Source organism: Mycobacterium sp. NGS51 (assembly GCF_059812525.1).
In genome coordinates this window covers 32,868-46,892 of record NZ_JCALCV010000008.1, presented here as the reverse complement: position 1 = coordinate 46,892, position 14,025 = coordinate 32,868, and the positions used below count along the sequence as shown (strand labels likewise).

Annotated in this window: 15 protein-coding genes; 12 read left to right on the top strand and 3 right to left on the bottom strand. The window is 66.0% G+C overall.

Features of this window, described 5'->3' with window-relative positions:
- The first annotated feature begins 46 nt into the window (after nucleotides 1-46).
- Nucleotides 47-2,002, top strand: a complete 1,956-nt coding sequence (locus AC5Y5W_RS11920) for an aconitate hydratase (RefSeq protein ID WP_500009727.1) — start codon at nucleotides 47-49, stop codon at nucleotides 2,000-2,002.
- Here AC5Y5W_RS11920 and AC5Y5W_RS11915 read toward each other — a convergent pair.
- Entirely contained in the window at nucleotides 1,996-2,229 is a 234-nt protein-coding gene (locus AC5Y5W_RS11915) for a hypothetical protein (protein ID WP_500009728.1), read from the bottom strand. The two genes, AC5Y5W_RS11920 and AC5Y5W_RS11915, sit on opposite strands and share 7 nt — an antisense overlap.
- On the opposite strand from AC5Y5W_RS11915, the gene AC5Y5W_RS11910 reads away from it, so the two are divergent.
- From AC5Y5W_RS11910 to ribD, 7 genes are all read left to right on the top strand, one after another.
- Nucleotides 2,117-2,947 carry an 8-oxoguanine DNA glycosylase OGG fold protein gene (locus tag AC5Y5W_RS11910; protein WP_500022322.1) on the top strand — a complete coding sequence of 277 codons (831 nt, stop codon included), beginning with the start codon at nucleotides 2,117-2,119 and terminating at the stop codon, nucleotides 2,945-2,947. The genes AC5Y5W_RS11915 and AC5Y5W_RS11910 overlap by 113 nt on opposite strands.
- Before the next feature lie 51 nt (nucleotides 2,948-2,998).
- Nucleotides 2,999-4,153 carry a DUF5925 domain-containing protein gene (locus tag AC5Y5W_RS11905; protein WP_500009730.1) on the top strand — a complete coding sequence of 385 codons (1,155 nt, stop codon included), beginning with the start codon at nucleotides 2,999-3,001 and terminating at the stop codon, nucleotides 4,151-4,153.
- Between the two features lie 99 nt (nucleotides 4,154-4,252).
- Complete coding sequence (locus tag AC5Y5W_RS11900) at nucleotides 4,253-4,519, top strand: zinc ribbon domain-containing protein (RefSeq protein ID WP_500009731.1); 267 nt, start codon at nucleotides 4,253-4,255, stop codon at nucleotides 4,517-4,519.
- Between the two features lie 115 nt (nucleotides 4,520-4,634).
- Nucleotides 4,635-5,567: a methionyl-tRNA formyltransferase gene (gene fmt, locus AC5Y5W_RS11895; protein WP_500009732.1), complete on the top strand. Its 933-nt coding sequence runs from the start codon at nucleotides 4,635-4,637 to the stop codon at nucleotides 5,565-5,567.
- Nucleotides 5,564-6,961 carry an RsmB/NOP family class I SAM-dependent RNA methyltransferase gene (locus AC5Y5W_RS11890; protein ID WP_500009733.1) on the top strand — a complete coding sequence of 466 codons (1,398 nt, stop codon included), beginning with the start codon at nucleotides 5,564-5,566 and terminating at the stop codon, nucleotides 6,959-6,961. Before fmt ends, AC5Y5W_RS11890 begins: the two co-directional genes overlap by 4 nt.
- 9 nt (nucleotides 6,962-6,970) lie before the next feature.
- The gene (gene rpe, locus AC5Y5W_RS11885; RefSeq protein ID WP_500009734.1) at nucleotides 6,971-7,660 is read left to right on the top strand and encodes a ribulose-phosphate 3-epimerase; all 690 of its coding nucleotides are present in this window, start codon (nucleotides 6,971-6,973) and stop codon (nucleotides 7,658-7,660) included.
- Nucleotides 7,657-8,676 (top strand): bifunctional diaminohydroxyphosphoribosylaminopyrimidine deaminase/5-amino-6-(5-phosphoribosylamino)uracil reductase RibD, encoded by a 1,020-nt coding sequence (gene ribD / locus AC5Y5W_RS11880; RefSeq protein ID WP_500009735.1) that lies wholly within the window; start codon nucleotides 7,657-7,659, stop codon nucleotides 8,674-8,676. Before rpe ends, ribD begins: the two co-directional genes overlap by 4 nt.
- Here the strand turns inward: ribD and AC5Y5W_RS11875 are convergent.
- Both AC5Y5W_RS11875 and AC5Y5W_RS11870 read right to left on the bottom strand, forming a co-directional pair.
- Entirely contained in the window at nucleotides 8,673-10,211 is a 1,539-nt protein-coding gene (locus AC5Y5W_RS11875) for an MFS transporter (RefSeq protein ID WP_500009736.1), read from the bottom strand. The genes ribD and AC5Y5W_RS11875 overlap by 4 nt on opposite strands.
- A gap of 4 nt (nucleotides 10,212-10,215) precedes the next feature.
- A complete protein-coding gene (locus AC5Y5W_RS11870) occupies nucleotides 10,216-10,917 on the bottom strand; it encodes an LppX_LprAFG lipoprotein (protein WP_500009737.1) in 702 nt (233 codons plus the stop codon).
- 70 nt (nucleotides 10,918-10,987) lie between these two features.
- Between AC5Y5W_RS11870 and AC5Y5W_RS11865 the strand changes: the two genes are divergently transcribed.
- The 4 genes from AC5Y5W_RS11865 (at nucleotide 10,988) to AC5Y5W_RS11850 (ending at nucleotide 13,997) form a co-directional block, all read left to right on the top strand.
- Nucleotides 10,988-11,587, top strand: coding sequence for a riboflavin synthase (locus tag AC5Y5W_RS11865; protein WP_500009738.1), 600 nt, complete (start codon nucleotides 10,988-10,990; stop codon nucleotides 11,585-11,587).
- A gap of 92 nt (nucleotides 11,588-11,679) precedes the next feature.
- Nucleotides 11,680-12,957, top strand: coding sequence for a bifunctional 3,4-dihydroxy-2-butanone-4-phosphate synthase/GTP cyclohydrolase II (locus AC5Y5W_RS11860; protein ID WP_499890356.1), 1,278 nt, complete (start codon nucleotides 11,680-11,682; stop codon nucleotides 12,955-12,957).
- A 93-nt stretch (nucleotides 12,958-13,050) separates the two neighbouring features.
- Complete coding sequence (ribH, locus tag AC5Y5W_RS11855) at nucleotides 13,051-13,533, top strand: 6,7-dimethyl-8-ribityllumazine synthase (RefSeq protein ID WP_500009739.1); 483 nt, start codon at nucleotides 13,051-13,053, stop codon at nucleotides 13,531-13,533.
- On the top strand, nucleotides 13,530-13,997 hold the full coding sequence (locus AC5Y5W_RS11850) for a PH domain-containing protein (protein WP_500009740.1): 468 nt from the start codon (nucleotides 13,530-13,532) through the stop codon (nucleotides 13,995-13,997). Before ribH ends, AC5Y5W_RS11850 begins: the two co-directional genes overlap by 4 nt.
- Nucleotides 13,998-14,025 lie beyond the last annotated feature (28 nt).

Sequence of the window (14,025 nt, the reverse complement as noted above, 5' to 3'; positions counted from 1 at the left end):
CGTTATACGGGCACGTGCCAGTATCGCCACCAGATAAGGAGCCGGTATGTCACTGAATGTCACGCAGAAGTTGATCGACTCGCACCTCGAAGCGGGTGAGATGTCCCCCGGCGAAGAGATCGCCATCCATATCGACCAGACGTTGACACAGGATGCCACCGGCACGCTGGTGATGCAGGAACTCGAGGCACTGGAACTCGACCGCGCCTGTACCGAGGTCAGTATCCAGTACGTCGACCACAACCTGCTGCAAACCGACGAGAAGAACGCCGAAGATCACGAATATCTGCGCACCGCCGCGCAGCGGTTCGGGCTGTGGTTCTCCAAGCCCGGTAACGGGGTCTCGCACCCAACACATATGCAGCGGTTCGGGATTCCAGGCAAGACGATGGTGGGCTCGGATTCACACACACCGGCTGCCGGTTCGCTGGGCATGCTGGCGATCGGGGTGGGCGGGCTGGAGGTCGCGCTGGCGATCACCGGGAGACCGCTGCACATCCGCATGCCGGAAGTGTGGGGCATCCGGCTGGAAGGCGAGCTGCCGGAATGGTGTTCGGCCAAAGACGTCATCCTGGAGATGCTGCGCCGACATGACGTCAAGGGCGGGGTGAACCGGATCATCGAGTACTACGGCCCTGGGCTGGCCAGCCTGACGGCCATGGACCGTCACGTGATTGCCAACATGGGCGCCGAACTCGGCGCCACCACAACAGTTTTCCCCAGCGATGACGCTGTCCGCGAGTTCTTGCGCGCAGAAGAGCGCGAGGACGACTGGGTAGAGCTGCTCGCCGACGACGACGCCGGCTACGACGTCGAGGACAGCATCGATTTGTCTAAGGTCGAACCGCTGATCGCCAAACCATCGTCACCGGGCAACGTGGTGGCGGTACGCGAGGTCGCCGGCGAGGAGATCGCGCAAGTGGTCATCGGCTCGAGCGCCAACCCCGGGCTGCGCGATTTCGCGATCGCGGCCGCGATGGTGGCCGGACGCCAAACAGCGCCGCAGGTCAGCTTCGACGTCAACCCGACGTCGCGGCAGATCCTGGCCGATCTGACCAAAATGGGCGCGACGGCCGAGCTGGTGATCGGCGGGGCGCGTATCCATCAGAGCGGATGCATGGGCTGCATCGGCATGGGCCAAGCGCCGGCCGTCGGCCGCAACTCGCTGCGCACCATGCCACGCAATTTCCCCGGCCGCTCCGGGACGAAAGAAGATTCGGTCTGGTTGTGCTCGCCGGAGACCGCCGCCGCGTCCGCATTGACCGGCGTCATCACCGACCCGCGGGACTGGGCGCGCGACGTGAAGATGGACTACCCCAAGCTCGACCTGCCCGGGCAGAGCTCGGTCAACACCGCGATGTTGGTGGAGCCATTACCGGAGGACGAAGCCCGAAAGGTCGAACCGGTCAAAGGACCGAATATTTCCAGCCTTCCGGAACTTTCGGCGCTGCCCGACGAAATCGAGGCTCCGGTGCTACTCAAGGTGGAGGACAACATCTCCACCGACGAAATCTCACCGGCTGGTGCGCGGGCACTGCCATTTCGCTCCAACATTCCCAAACTGGCGATGTTCAGTTTCACCCAAATCGACGAGTCCTATCCGGAGCGGGCCCAGGAGGCCGGCGAGGACGGTCATATCGTTGTCGGCGGCGAGAATTACGGTCAGGGTTCCTCCCGGGAGCACGCCGCGATCGCCCCACGCTATCTGGGTTTGCGGGCGGTCATCGCAAAGTCGTTCGCGCGCATCCACTGGCAGAACCTCGCCAATTACGGCGTCCTGGCACTCGAGTTCGACAACGCCGACGACTACGACACGATCGATCAGGACGACACCCTGCGCATCCAGAATGTCCGCGATGCCCTGGCCGACGGCGACACCATCCAGGTGGACAACGTCACCAAGGACAAGTCTTTTACTGTGCGGCATCGGCTTTCGCCGCGGCAGGTCAAAGATGTGTTGGCGGGTGGGCTGATTCCGCGATTAGCGGAGGAAGATCAATGACGCCGGGCTGTCCGGACATTGTTGTCCATTGACCGGCTGGTAAATGCGGTTGCATGCACCGACCATTCTGGTTGGCACGGCAGACCAGTCACGACGAAGACGACAAAAATGAAGATGACGGCAGCTTTCAACGGTGTTGCGATCGCCGTAAGCATCGGGTTGGCAGGCTGGCCAATCCACCAGGAGGGTGGGTCGCCGTTTCCAAATAAAACGGTCGATGGTGTCACTGATGGATGCGACAATCGCCCAATGCCGCCACATGTGACTCTCAACTTCCCAGATGGGTCTGCCGTCCTTGAGCACGGCTTCCGATTTCGGCCGGTTTGGTGGACGGCCCGACTCCCGCACGCGGACTGGGGGGGATTTCTTAATTCGTTGCCGGCGATCGACCGCGGGTACCACTGCATCGCACGTGCAGACGTCTTGAAGGCTGGTAACTGCCATGGGCAGGAACCGCCCTTGCTACCACGTGCCCTAGTGGCCGGCTACGTCTGGGGTACCGGTTCGTCAGCGTTTCTTGTCGGGCGGAGAGCTCGCGTATTTCGTGACAATCCTCCCGACCGTATCGCTGAGGCGCTAACCTCGGCGGTCGACGTTCTTCGAGAACTCGGACCGGTAGACGCGTATGAGTCTTTCTTGCACGGTAAGCCGAACAACCTCAAGCATCTCGGGCCCTCGTTCTTCACCAAGTTCCTCTATGCGGCCGACGCGTCCGGCGACAATCCCGGTCGGGCTCTAATTCTCGACCGGTTCGTTGTCGCGGCGCTGAACGAAATCGACAGCTGGGGCATCCCACGCAACGGACCGTGGGACTCGGGTACATACAACCGCTGGCTGGACCACGCACACAGCCTCGCCGCCACCCATACCCACCAGTCCGGGCGTCTTGTCCGTGTTGACGCCGTCGAAATGGCCTACTTCCAATACGGGCGCAGCCTCGGGTAGGGGAGGACCCTCACGATCGGTTCACCGCCGCTGTCAGTGGTCGCTGCTAGCGTGCCGAAATCCGACGGCAAACGGCGTGAGGAGCTTCAAGTGACTGGACCGACGCAGCTGACGGCCGACGTCGTGCAACGTATCAACTGTGGCCAGGACGAGCCAGAGGCCGTCCTGCGTGCTGACTTTTTCGCCTGGCAGCTTGACGGATCACAGCCGTTTGTCGAGCGCCAATCGATCAATGTCAAGTGCGACCCCTCGTCCTTGATTCCTGAAGACCTCGCGGTGCAACGCCAGTTCATCGGCGGTGTCAACGGTTCGTCGTTCAAGCAGACAGTGCTCGTCCGCGGCCACGAATGCGGCGCGCTGATCGACGTCCAACGCGATAACACCATGGTTTATGTGAGCGCCAGCACGGCTGCGGCAGCCCGATCAATCGTCGATTCGATCGTCGCACGCGCTCCCGTGGTCGAAGAAGAGACACCCGGAGATGTCCACGTCCTGTTTTGGTATCGCGATACGTCGGGCTACCCCGGTGGCATGGGAAAACCTATCTCGGCACCGGCCTGGAACGACATTGCCCGAAACTATCCGCCGCGTGTCGCTAGGGCCTTAGGTGAACTCATCGCGCTGGACCGTCCATCGGACCGCGGCAAACTCATTCTCTGGCACGGGGAGCCCGGAACCGGCAAGACGACCGCCCTGCGGGCGCTGGCGCGTGGATGGCAGGACTGGTGCTCCACCCACTACGTGTCCGATCCAGAAGCGTTCTTCGCTGACCCCAAATATCTGATCGAGGTGCTGAGTCGCCCACCCCTCCCATCAATCAAAAAGGTTGACGACCGCTGGCGTTTAATCATCGCCGAAGACAGCGACGAGCACCTACGCACAACCGCGCGCCGAGAGGCCGGGGCCGCTCTCGGTCGCCTGCTGAACCTATCGGATGGCATATTCGGGCAGGGATCTAACACGTTGGTCGTGCTGACCACCAACGAACGGATCGACCGGCTCCATCCGGCCCTCACCCGCCCCGGACGTTGTCTTGCCGAAATCTCGTTTTCCCGTTTCACCGCGGAAGAAGCGTCCGCGTGGCTGCCCGACGGCGCCGCTGTTCCGACAGAGCCGACAACGCTTGCGGATCTGTTCGAACGATCTGGGAATCATCAACGGATTACGAGTGGGTCGGCGAACGAACACCATGGCGCGTACCTCTGAGTCCCAAACCTCAACCGGGGCGTTGCGTCAGGTAGTGGATGACGTGGATGACAGGCAAAACATCCGCCTACCATACAAATACCGGAACACCTCCAGAAAATGTCGCGAAGCATCAGTGACGCCGGCTGGGGCCGGTTCATCTCGGTTCTGGTTGCCAAAGCGGAAGAGGCTGGGCGCATCCGGATTGAGGTTGACCCCCGTTACACCGCCAACCGCTGCGAGGCCTGCGGGTACACGGCGCCGGACAATCGCTTCACCCAAGCGGTATTCGATTGCCAGCGATGCTTGCATCGCGCCCAGGTTCACGAACACGCCGCGCGTAATCTCCTACGGCCCGGACTGGCCCTTCACGCGCAAGTCGTGTGAGAAGAAACCGACGGCTTTCAGCCGTCGGAGAAAGCATCGACGACCACACGACGATCACGACATAGGGGAGTATCCATCGCGGCCTTCCTGGCTCGCGTATTCCTAAACTGAGCCAATGCGCCTCGTTTTCGCCGGCACCCCCGAACCTGCGTTGCCCGCACTGTGCCGGCTCATCGACTCCCCGCGCCACGAGGTTGTCGCGGTGCTCACCCGGCCCGATGCCGCGTCGGGCCGGCGTGGGCATCTGCAGCCGTCGCCGGTGGCCCGGCTGGCGCTCGATCGCAACATTCCGGTGCTGCGGCCGACGCGACCGAACAGCCCTGAGTTCGTCGCTGAGCTGGCCCAATTAGCGCCGGACTGCTGCCCGGTGGTGGCCTACGGCGCGCTGCTGCGTGACGGGTTGCTGGCGGTGCCCCCACACGGCTGGGTCAATCTGCACTTTTCGCTGCTGCCCGCGTGGCGCGGCGCCGCGCCGGTGCAGGCCGCCGTGGCGGCGGGGGACCCGATCACCGGCGCGACTACCTTCCAGATCGAGCCGAGTCTGGATTCCGGACCGGTCTACGGCGTCGTCACCGAGACGATCCAGCCGGGCGACACCGCCGGAGATCTTCTTGACCGGCTGGCCGTTTCGGGAGCCGCTCTGCTGGAGACGACGCTGGACGGCATCGCCGACGGGGCGCTGATCCCGGTGCCGCAGTCGGCCGACGGGGTCAGCGTCGCACCGAAGATCACCGTCGACGAAGCCCGGGTGCGCTGGGATCTGCCCGCCCAGGTCGTCGAGCGTCGCATCCGCGCCGTCACACCCCATCCCGGCGCGTGGACGTTGATCGGGGGCTTGCGGCTCAAGCTCGGGCCGGTTCGCGTCGACACCGAGACGTCAGACACCCTGCAGCCCGGGCAGATTCAGGCCGGTCGCCACATGGTGCAGGTCGGCACCGGTTCGCAGCCGGTGCAACTCGGTGAAATCCAGCCGCCGGGAAAGAAGTTCATGAAGGCCGTGGATTGGGCTCGCGGCGCCCGGCTGGACTCCGCGGCGCGCGCCTCATGACGCCGGCCAAGCCGCGCCGCAGCCAACCAGGCCGACGGCCACCCCGGCGCCGGCCGCTGGACCCCGCCCGGCGGGCCGCGTTCGACGTGCTGCAAGCCGTCACTGAGCGCGACGCCTACCCCAACCTGGCGTTGCCCGCGCTGCTGCGTGAACGTCAGATCACCGGGCGCGACGCCGCTTTCGCCACCGAACTCACTTACGGCACCAGCCGCACCCGCGGTCTGCTCGACGCCGTCATCGGCGCGGCCGCCGGACGGTCTCCCGACGCGATCGACCCGGTGCTGCTCGATCTGCTGCGGCTCGGCACGTACCAATTACTGCGCACCAGGGTAGAAGCGCACGCCGCGGTGTCCACCACGGTCGAGCAGGCAGCGATCGAATTCGACTCGGCGCGTGCAGGTTTCGTCAACGGCGTACTGAGAACCGTCAGCGCTCGCGACGAGCGGTCGTGGGTCGAGGAGCTGGCGCCCGACCGGGCGACCGATCCCGTCGGGCATGCCGCCTTCGTCCATGCCCACCCCCGCTGGATCGCCCAGGCTTTCGCCGACGCATTGGGCGCCGCTGCCGGCGAACTCGACGCCGTGTTGGCCAGCGACGACGAGCGCCCGCAGGTGCATCTGGCGGCGCGGCCCGGGATCCTGACGGCCACCGAGCTGGCCGATGCGGTGGATGGCACCGTCGGCCGGTATTCGCCGTATGCGGTCTACCTGCCGGCCGGCGACCCGGGAGAGCTACCCGCAGTGCGCGACGGCCAAGCGCTGGTCCAGGACGAGGGCAGCCAGTTGGTGGCCCGCGCGTTGACACTGGCACCGGTGGCCGACGACGCGGGCCGTTGGTTGGACCTGTGCGCCGGGCCCGGCGGCAAGACCGCGCTGTTGGCCGCGGTGGGCGCCGGACGCGGAGCCCGGGTCACTGCGGTGGAGCCGGCACCGCATCGCGCCGACCTGGTAGCGGCGAATACCCGCGGTCTATCGGTCGACGTGCTGCGGGCCGACGGGCGCGAAACCGGCCTGGACCCGGGCTTCGATCGGGTGCTGGTCGACGTGCCCTGCACCGGGCTGGGCGCGCTGCGGCGCCGGCCCGAGGCCCGCTGGCGGCGGCAGCCCAGTGACATTCCGGCGCTAACGCGGCTGCAACGTGAATTGCTCACGGCCGCAATCGCACTGACCCGGCCCGGCGGGGTGGTGCTGTATGCCACCTGCTCTCCGCATCTGTCCGAAACCGTCGGTGTCGTCGCCGACGCGCTGCGCCGCCACCCGGTGCGTGCGCTGGACACCCGGCCGCTGTTCGAGCCGGTCGCCGATTTGGGGGAGGGTCCCTATGTTCAGCTGTGGCCGCACCGGCACGGCACCGACGCCATGTTCGCCGCCGCGCTGCAAGTAGGCCCACAGTAGGCTGATCCCATGCCCGCCAACACCGATCGGCCCCTGATCGCGCCGTCGATCCTGGCCGCCGATTTCGCCCGTCTTGCCGACGAAGCCGCTGTGGTCTCCGGCGCCGACTGGCTGCATGTCGACGTGATGGACGCGCATTTCGTGCCGAACCTGACCATCGGTCTGCCGGTGGTGGAAAGCCTCCTGCAGGCCAGCGATATCCCGATGGATTGCCATCTGATGATCGAGAACCCGGACCGGTGGGCGCCGCCCTACGCCGAAGCCGGCGCCTACAACGTCACCTTCCATGCGGAGGCCACCCACAACCCCGTCGGCGTGGCCCGCGACATCCGGGCCGCCGGCGCCAAGGCAGGGCTGAGCATCAAACCCGGCACGCCGCTGGAGCCCTATCTGGACATCCTCAAAGATTTCGACACGTTTCTGGTGATGTCGGTCGAGCCCGGCTTCGGTGGCCAGGAGTTCATCCCCGAGGTGTTGAGCAAAGTGCGCACGGTGCGCAAAATGGTCGACTCCGGCGAGCTGACCATCCTGGTGGAGATCGACGGCGGCATCAACGCCGACACCATCGAGCAGGCCGCCGAGGCAGGTGTCGACTGCTTCGTCGCCGGATCGGCCGTCTACAACGCCGACGACCCGGGCGAGGCGGTCGAGGCGCTGCGGCGACGCGCCGGCGCCGCGTCACCGCATCTGCGCCGATGAGTACTGCGGCGGCCATCGACCACGACGGCGCGATGCGCCTGGCGGTCGAGCACGCGGACCTGGTCAAGGGTGCCACCTATCCGAATCCGCCGGTCGGGGCGGTGATCCTGGACCGGGAGGGCCGGGTGGTCGGGGTGGGCGGCACCGGACCGACCGGCAGCGCGCATGCCGAGGTAGTGGCGCTGCGGCGGGCCGGCAGTTTGGCTGCGGGCGGTACCGCGGTGGTCACCTTGGAGCCGTGCAATCACCACGGGAAAACACCGCCCTGCGTGGATGCGCTGCTCGATGCCGGTATCGCGTCGGTGGTGTATGCGGTTGCGGACCCGAATCCGATCGCGGCCGGCGGTGCCGCGCGGTTGGGGGCCGCCGGGGTGCACGTCGTCACCGATGTGCAGGCCGATCTGGTGATCGCCGGTCCGTTGCGGGAGTGGCTGCACAAGCAACGAACCGGGCTGCCTCATGTGACGTGGAAATACGCCACCAGCATCGACGGGCGCAGCGCGGCCGCCGACGGCTCCAGCCAGTGGATCACCAGCGAGGCGGCCCGCGCCGACGTGCATCGCCGCCGGGCAGCCGCCGACGCGATCGTGGTAGGCACCGGCACGGTGCTCGCCGACGACCCGGCGTTGACCGCCCGGCTCGCCGACGGCAGCCTGGCGGATCGCCAACCGCTGCGCGTCGTGGTGGGAAAGCGTGAAATCCATTCCGAAGCAAAGGTTCTCAACGACGACTCGCGGACGATGGTGATCCGCACCCACGACCCGGCCGAGGTGCTCAAAGCGCTGTCGGATCGCACCGACGTGTTGCTGGAGGGTGGGCCGACGTTGGCCGGCGCCTTTTTGCGGGCCGGGGCGATCGACCGCATCCTGGCCTACGTGGCGCCGATCCTGCTCGGCGGGCCGATCACCGCGGTCGACGACGTCGGAGTGCCCAGCATCGCGCGGGCGCTGCGCTGGCGCTTCGACGGCACCGAACGGGTCGGGCCCGATCTGGTGCTCAGCCTGGTGCCGCGTTAAACCTTCGGTGCGACCGCTTCGCGCTCGGGCTGCTCCGGCTCTTCGGTGTGCACCCGCCGGCTGGACAGCAATAGACCCAGCAGCGCGCCTACCACGCAGACGACCGCGGTGACGGTGAAGATCCCGCCGTACATCTCGGCGAACGACTCTCGGTAGAGCTGGCCCTGCAGGGCCAGCCGAACCGCAAGGCTGGCGTTGTCCGGAACCGCTGCCGATTTGGCTGCGATGATCTGGTTGAACCGGTAGAAACCCCAGGCGCTGAGCGCCGCCACCCCGATCAGCATGCCGGTCATTCGGGCCACTACCACCAGTGCCGAGGCGATGCCGTGCTGCGCCGACGGCACCACCCGCAGGCTGCCCGAGGTCAGCGGCCCGATCACCAGGCCCAGCCCCAGCCCGGCAATCACCAGGTCGGTGTCCTGCGCGGGCAGGCTGAACAGGCCCAGAATGTCGTGGCGCTGCGACAACAGGTCGATGGTCCACTTCGACGTCAGCCAGTAGCCGCCGGCCGCAATGAGCAGCCCGATGAACGTCATCAGCCGATCACCGATTCTGGTGGCGATCCATCCGCCCGCCAGCGCGCCGACTGGCAGCGCGGCCAGGAACCACAGCAGCATCAGCGCCGCCTCGTCCTGGTCCTTGCCGAGCACACCTTGGGCGAACAGCTCCACGTCGACCAGCGTCACCATCAGCGCCGCGCCCGCGGCCACCGATGCGCCCAGCGCGGCCAGGAAAGGCCGGAAGCGCACACCGGCTGGGTCGATCAGTCTGGTCCGGGAGAAGCGCTCCCAGACGGCGAACGCCACGGCCACGCCGATCGCGGCGATGACCAGCGGCGGCCCGTAGCTCGGCAGCACCTCGTGCCCGTTGGGGTTCGGGTTGTAGAGCCCGACGACTGCCAAACCCAACGCGATCGCCAGCAACACCCCACCGACCAGGTCGATCTTTTCCGGCGCAGTGCTGCGGTCCCGCGATGGCAAGCTGAAGTGGATCATCAGCATCGCGAGGGCGGCCAGCGGCACGTTGATCCAGAACACGTCCTGCCAGCGGCTGGTCAGCCAGACGATGAAGATCCCGTACAGCGGACCCAGCACGCTGCCGAGTTCTTGCGCGGCGCCGATCCCGCCGAGCACACCGGCGCGGTTGCGTTGTGACCACAGGTCGGCGCCCAGGGCCAGCGTCACCGGCAACAGTGCGCCGGCGGCCAGACCCTGGATGATGCGACCAACCACCAAGATGTCCAGGCCGTCGGACAGCGCGGTGACCACCGAGCCGACGGCGAACACGGCCAGGCTGGCCTGCAGCATCAGTTTGCGTCCGAACCGGTCGGAGGCCCGGCCCAGCAGTGGCATCGCCGCGATGTAGCCCAGCAGGTAGCAGGTGATGATCGGGGTGATCCGCTGCAACTGGTTGATCGGGATACCGATGGTCATGATGATGTCGCGCATGATGGTGACCACGACATAGGTGTCGAGGGCACCCAGCAGCACCGCGAGGCTGCCGGCGCTGATGGCGACTTTGCGTCCAGCCTGCATCGACTCAGCTCACCGCTGGCTTGGTGACCTGGACTGGCGCACCCCAGTTGGACAAGGTCATCTGGATCGAGTTACCCGCACTCGGATCCAATTTGGCCTGCACCAACTGGTGGTCGCCGTTCTCCTGGATCCACACGGTCGCCGGCAGGGGTTGGGTCTCATTTACCGTCGGCACAAGCCGATGCAGCGCCTCGCCGGAGACTTTTCCGGTGATGCGAACCGTGTCCTGCCCGTTGATGTTCTCGCGGCCTTCGGCTTTGGCGTCGGTGAAATTGGCCAGCACGTTGGCCAGGCCGTCCTCGGGATTCAGGATCGTGGAAACGTCGTAGATATCGGCGGCCGGGCCGAAGTCGGTCCATTTATTGGGTGTCATTGCCGCATACAGCGTGCCGTCGTAGACAACGAAATCGGCGTCGATGTCAGACCCCGAAAACGTGATTGTGGTTTTCCCCGTCGCAGCGGTGGGGTCGGTGGTCAGGTCGCCGGACAGCGTCTTTATCGGCAGCCCTTTGATTTTCCCGGTCGTCGACAGCACCAGGTGCACGCTTTTGACGTTCTTGGTGGTCTGGCTGGACTGCTTGACCAGGTTCGCCGCATCCGGTAGCGGGGAGGTGTTCTTTTTCGAGGACGACGAGCAGCCGGCGACCAGGGCGGTGGCCAGGCTGACGGCGGCAAGGACAACGAATAGTCGACGACGCGTCTGCATAGGTTGCATCGTAGAGGGTGGCACCGGCAGCGCCGTCGCGCGAGGGCAAGCGAGTCACTAGCCTGAGGCGGTGTTCACCGGGATCATCGAGGAATTGGGCGAGGTGGTCGCCAAGGACGACCTGGCTGATTCGGCGCGCTTCACCATTCACGGCCCGGTGGTCACCGCCGATGCCGGTCACGGCGACTCGATCGCCGTCAATGGGGTCTGCCTGACGGTGGTCGAGGTGCTACCCAGCGGCCGGTTCACCGCCGATGTGATGGGCGAGACGCTCGACCGCTCCAGCCTGGGCGCACTTGCCGCCGGCAGCGCGGTCAACCTGGAACGCGCCGCGGCGCTGGCCAGCAGACTGGGCGGGCATATCGTGCAGGGCCACGTCGACGGCACCGGCCAGATCCTGGCGCGCAACCCAGCCGAACGCTGGGAAGTCGTGCGGATCGAGTTGCCCGCAGTGCTGGCCCGCTACGTCGTGGAAAAGGGCTCTATCACCGTCGACGGCATCTCGCTGACCGTCTCCGGACTCGGCGAGGACTGGTTTGAGGTGTCGCTCATCCCGACCACATTGGAACTGACCACGTTGGGCCGTGCTGCGGTGCGGACCTCGGTCAATCTCGAGGTCGATGTGATTGCGAAATATGTCGAACGCCTGCTCAACCGTCCCGCTCAGTAAGCCACCGCAATACCAGCGCGACCCTCGTAGTTCATACTGAATACAACGATTCGGACTGCGTTCCCAGCCGGGAACAGACCAGGGTGGCACAGATGACGAGGTTGGACTCCGTCGAACGGGCGGTTGCCGACATCGCGGCCGGCAAGGCCGTTGTCGTCATCGACGACGAGGATCGGGAAAACGAAGGCGACCTGATCTTCGCCGCCGAGAAGGCCACCCCCGAACTCGTCGCGTTCATGGTGCGCTACACCTCTGGATATTTGTGTGTACCGCTGGACGGCGCAATCTGCGACCGGCTGGGGCTGTTGCCGATGTATGCGGTGAACCAGGACAAACACGGCACCGCCTACACCGTCACTGTCGATGCGAAAAATGGTGTGGGTACCGGTATCTCGGCTTCCGATCGGGCGACCACGATGCGGCTACTTGCTCAGCCGGCAAGTATTGCCGACGATTTCACCCGGCCCGGGCATGTGGTTCCGTTGCGCGCCAAAGACGGTGGGGTGTTGCGCCGTCCCGGTCACACCGAAGCCGCTGTGGACTTGGCGCGGTTGGCCGGGTTGCAGCCGGCCGGTGCGATCTGTGAGATCGTCAGCCAAAAAGACGAGGGCGCGATGGCGCAGACCGATGAGCTGCGGGTCTTCGCCGACGAGCACGGTCTGGCGCTGATCGCCATCGCCGACTTGATCGAGTACCGGCGCAAGCACGAAAAGCACATCGAGCGGGTCGCCGAGGCCCGCATCCCCACCCGGCACGGCGAATTCCGGGCGGTCGGCTACACCAGCATCTACGAAGACGTCGAACATGTGGCGCTGGTTCGCGGTGAGGTCGCCGGTCCCAACTACGACGGGCATGACGTGCTGGTGCGCGTGCACTCGGAATGTCTGACCGGCGACGTGTTCGGGTCGCGCCGCTGCGACTGCGGCCCGCAACTCGACGCCGCGATGGCGATGGTCGCGCGAGAGGGCCGCGGGGTGGTCCTCTACATGCGTGGTCACGAGGGGCGCGGTATCGGCCTGATGCACAAACTGCAGGCCTATCAGCTGCAAGACGCCGGCGACGACACCGTCGACGCCAACCTCAAACTCGGATTACCGGCAGACGCACGCGATTACGGCATCGGAGCGCAGATCCTGGTCGATCTCGGAGTTCGCTCGATGCGGTTGCTGACCAACAATCCCGCCAAACGGGTCGGCCTGGACGGCTACGGGCTGCACATCATCGAGCGGGTGCCGCTGCCGGTGCGGGCCAACGCTGAAAACATTCGGTATCTGATGACCAAACGTGACCGGATGGGCCACGACCTGGTCGGCCTGGAGGATTACCACGAATCTGTCCATCTGCCAGGCGAATTCGGGGGAGCTCTATGACGCGCCGGCGACGATGCAGAGCGAAGCGATGAGGCGGGGGCACGCCCCCAGAGGGGGGACCCCCGCCCGCATGCGTTGGGAGAGCGGCGCAATATGACGGGAGGCGCCGGTGTGCCGGAAATGCCGGCGCTCGACGCGTCCGGCGTGCGGCTGGCGATCGTAGCCAGCACCTGGCACACCACGATCTGTGACGCGCTGCTGGCCGGTGCCTGCAAAGTCGCCGGTGATTGGGGTGTCAGCGACCCCACGGTCGTCCGGGTCCTCGGCGCAATCGAGATCCCGGTGGTGGCTCAGGCGCTGACGCGCGAGCATGACGCCGTCGTCGCGCTGGGTGTAGTGATTCGCGGTGCCACACCGCATTTCGACTATGTCTGTGACGCGGTGACGCAGGGCCTGACCCGGGTCTCGCTGGACGCTTCCACGCCGGTCGCCAATGGCGTGCTGACCACCAACACTGAAGAGCAGGCCCTGGACCGGGCGGGATTGCCGACGTCGGCCGAGGACAAGGGGGCTCAGGCGACGGCGGCCGCGCTGAGCACCGCATTGACCCTGCGCGACCTGCGCGCAAAGTCGTGACCGCGGAGTCCGGCCGGTCCGATTGGGATGTCGTGGTACGTCCGCACCTGACGCCGTATTTCGCCTATGCCGCGGCCTTCGTGATCGCCGCGGCGCACATCGCTGTGGGCTTTTTGCTGAAAATCAAGTCCAGCGGGGTGATCTTCCAGACCGCCGACCAGGTGGCGTTCGTGGTGCTGGGTCTGATCCTCGCCGGCCTGGCGCTGCTGTTCATCCGCCCACGGCTGCGGGTGGGCAAGCCCGGGCTGTCGGTACGCAACCTGTTCGGCGACCGACTGGTTCCCTGGTCTGACGTGGTCGGGGTGTCGTTTCCCGCCGGTGCCCGCTGGGCGCGGGTCGACCTGCCCGACGACGAGTACATCCCGCTAATGGCGATCCAGGCCGTCGACAAGGACCGCGCGGTGGACGCCATGGACGCCGTGCGGACGCTCGTGGCGCGCTACACCTCCCGCGAGCAGACGTAAAATCGCACTCTCCGGGCCTCGCTGATGC

Coding starts and splice junctions, on each gene's coding strand:
- AC5Y5W_RS11860 (WP_499890356.1), top strand. CDS start 11,680: ATGACGAGGTTGGACTCCGTCGAACGGGCGGTTGCCGACATCGCGGCC.
- AC5Y5W_RS11910 (WP_500022322.1), top strand. CDS start 2,117: ATGACGGCAGCTTTCAACGGTGTTGCGATCGCCGTAAGCATCGGGTTG.
- ribD (WP_500009735.1), top strand. CDS start 7,657: ATGAGTACTGCGGCGGCCATCGACCACGACGGCGCGATGCGCCTGGCG.
- AC5Y5W_RS11890 (WP_500009733.1), top strand. CDS start 5,564: ATGACGCCGGCCAAGCCGCGCCGCAGCCAACCAGGCCGACGGCCACCC.
- AC5Y5W_RS11900 (WP_500009731.1), top strand. CDS start 4,253: ATGTCGCGAAGCATCAGTGACGCCGGCTGGGGCCGGTTCATCTCGGTT.
- ribH (WP_500009739.1), top strand. CDS start 13,051: ATGACGGGAGGCGCCGGTGTGCCGGAAATGCCGGCGCTCGACGCGTCC.
- AC5Y5W_RS11870 (WP_500009737.1), bottom strand. CDS start 10,917: ATGCAGACGCGTCGTCGACTATTCGTTGTCCTTGCCGCCGTCAGCCTG.
- fmt (WP_500009732.1), top strand. CDS start 4,635: ATGCGCCTCGTTTTCGCCGGCACCCCCGAACCTGCGTTGCCCGCACTG.
- AC5Y5W_RS11875 (WP_500009736.1), bottom strand. CDS start 10,211: ATGCAGGCTGGACGCAAAGTCGCCATCAGCGCCGGCAGCCTCGCGGTG.
- AC5Y5W_RS11920 (WP_500009727.1), top strand. CDS start 47: ATGTCACTGAATGTCACGCAGAAGTTGATCGACTCGCACCTCGAAGCG.
- rpe (WP_500009734.1), top strand. CDS start 6,971: ATGCCCGCCAACACCGATCGGCCCCTGATCGCGCCGTCGATCCTGGCC.